3 protein-coding genes are annotated in these 2,389 nt (G+C 51.1%); all 3 read left to right on the plus strand.

Going from position 1 to position 2,389, the window contains the following annotated elements:
* Positions 1–453, plus strand: a 453-nt coding sequence (locus tag B2118_RS05605; RefSeq protein ID WP_428053984.1) for a peptidase, incomplete at its 5' end; no start/stop codon positions are given.
* A 10-nt stretch (positions 454–463) separates the two neighbouring features.
* A complete protein-coding gene (locus tag B2118_RS05610; protein WP_428053986.1) occupies positions 464–1,441 on the plus strand; it encodes a major capsid protein in 978 nt (325 codons plus the stop codon).
* Positions 1,442–1,450: 9 nt separating this feature from the next.
* The gene (locus B2118_RS05615) at positions 1,451–1,834 is read left to right on the plus strand and encodes a Bbp16 family capsid cement protein (protein WP_428053988.1); all 384 of its coding nucleotides are present in this window, start codon (positions 1,451–1,453) and stop codon (positions 1,832–1,834) included.
* Positions 1,835–2,389: the final 555 nt, after the last annotated feature.

The following is a 2,389-nucleotide window of genomic DNA, read 5'->3' on the forward strand; positions in this document are numbered from 1 at the left end:
CCGCCGCTCTACGACGGATTAAAATTGCCCGAGGGCGTCGTGTTTGACGGTCCGTCCTTGGCCGCTTTTAAAACCCTGTCGCAGGAAATGGGCCTTTCGCTGGAACAGGTACAAAAACTGGTGGATTTTGAAGGCCGTTTTGTGCGCCAAGGGGAAAGCGAGGAGCAAAACCAAAAACAGCAAATTGTGGAAAACTGGGCCCGGCAGACCAAGGAAATGTACGGCACCAAGTGGGAAGAGGCTGTTTCTTGCGCGGTCCGCGCGGCGGATGCGTTCGGCGGGCCGGAACTAAGGCAACTGCTGCAATCCACGGGGCTTGGGAACCATCCCGTTATCGTCCGTACCTTTAACGAGATAGGCAAACGTATCAGCGAGGATTCCTTCCCGGGTGGCAAACCCGCCGCCGTGCAGGACAAAACCTTCGCCGAGGCGTTGTACGGAAAACACAATTAAGGAGAAAAATATGGCAATTATTGCTGACAAGCAGTACAGTTTGATTGATTATGCAAAACAGTTTGACCCCTCCGGCCAGGAACTGGCCATTGCAGAGGTGTTAAGCAAGTCTAACGATATTATCGGCGATGCGCTGGTGGTGGAAAGTTCCTTAGACAGCGGCCACGAATACGCCGTTAGAACGGGTATCCCGGAAGGCACTTGGCGCCGCGCTTACCAAGGCATTGAACCTGCCAAGGCCACTACCAAAGTGGTGGTGGAGTCCTACGGCACGTTGTCCGCCTATTCCGTGGTGGATAAATTGGTAGCCGAGAAAGGGGGAAATGTAGAAGCCGTGCGCACCGGGCAGTCCCGCGCGATTATTGCCGGGATGTCCAACACAATGGCTTCCAACCTGATTTATGGCAACGCCGGAAAGAACCCCGAACGCTTTACGGGCTTGGCCGCGCGCTACTGCGAACTTTCCGGGGCGGAAAGTTCCCGCAACGTTCTTGATGCGGGCGGTCAAACGGAAGGCAAAAACTCCTCTATCTACTTGGTGGTATGGGATACGGACAAGATTTTTACCTTCTTCCCCAAGGGCTCCAAGGCGGGCATCCAACGCTTGGATCACGGTCTTGTCAACCATATTGACGCAGAGGGCAACGAATACCCGGCCTATAAGGAATATTTTGAGTGGAAATTGGGCCTGGCCGTGCAGGATTGGCGTTTTGCGGGCCGCATTTGCAATATTGATGTGGAAAACGTACCCGCGGACCTGATTGACCAAATGTGCGAATTGGAAGAGCGTATCCAAAGTCTTTCTATGGGCAAGCCCGTTTGGTATATGAACCGCACCGTAAAGGCGGCCCTGCGCAAATTGACCAGCAACCGCACCAACGTACAATACACGCCGGACCAGGTAACGTCCCGCCCGCTGATGACGTTTAACGAAATCCCGGTGCATATCTGCGATGCTATCGTAGATACCGAAGCCTTGGTGAAATAGGAGAAACATATGTTATTAGACCAAAGTGTTATTTTGCCGGATAAACAGGCGCTGACCGCGACGGCGCCTTCCACCCACACGCTGGATTTGTCCGCCGCCGGAAATGCCGTCCCGGGCCGCCTGTATGTGGTGGCCCGCTTGGATGAGGGGTTGACAGGGGCCACGGGCCTGACGGTAGCCCTGCAAACGGCTGATACGGCGGACTTTGCCAATGCGCAAGAGTTGGTAAGCGTGGCCTGTAATGCGGACAATTTGGCGGAGGCTGGCGAACTATTTAGCGTGCCGTTTCCGCTGGGGGCCAAACGCTATGTGCGCGCGTATTACACCGTAGCGGGTACGCCGACTGCGGGCAAGGTTTCTTGCTTTGTTACGGACGCGGTGGACCTGAAATAAGGGGATGCAACCCGGGCTGTTTTTTAATGGCCCGGGTTCCTTTAAAAGTGGTGCCCTAGCGGGCCGCACGCGGGTGGCAAATAGTCCGCGCCCCTTTGGTTAAGAGAGCCACACTTTTTTGCGATGTTACAAATAAACGAAGTTGCAACAACAGACAAGGCTGTAAAAACTGATGACATCCAAAATTGAGTGGTCCGCCTGCCACATTGCCAGAGAACCCTCCTGCAAAAACACCTTTTGGATAGTATCTGTATAACCCTTTGCTTAAAAACGCTTGAAATAGGGCCTATTTTGCTCAAAATCGGGGTTTTTACGGCCCAAAAGCGGATAAATGCTTTCAAAATAGAAATGTTTTTGATATCTTTCCCCAATTTTTTAGAAAATAGGCGATTTTGCCAGATGTTACCCTAATTGTGGATAAAAAATAATTATAAAACATTATTAAAAAGCACCTACACTGAGAAACACCTACGAAAAAAACGGTATAAAATTTTTTATAAACAAAATATTTAATTTGATTTTATAAAAACACATAAATAACTATCCCCCGGCGTA

Origin of the sequence: Candidatus Avelusimicrobium stercoris (assembly GCF_002437085.1) — a bacterium.
Taxonomy (GTDB): domain Bacteria; phylum Elusimicrobiota; class Elusimicrobia; order Elusimicrobiales; family Elusimicrobiaceae; genus Avelusimicrobium; species Avelusimicrobium stercoris.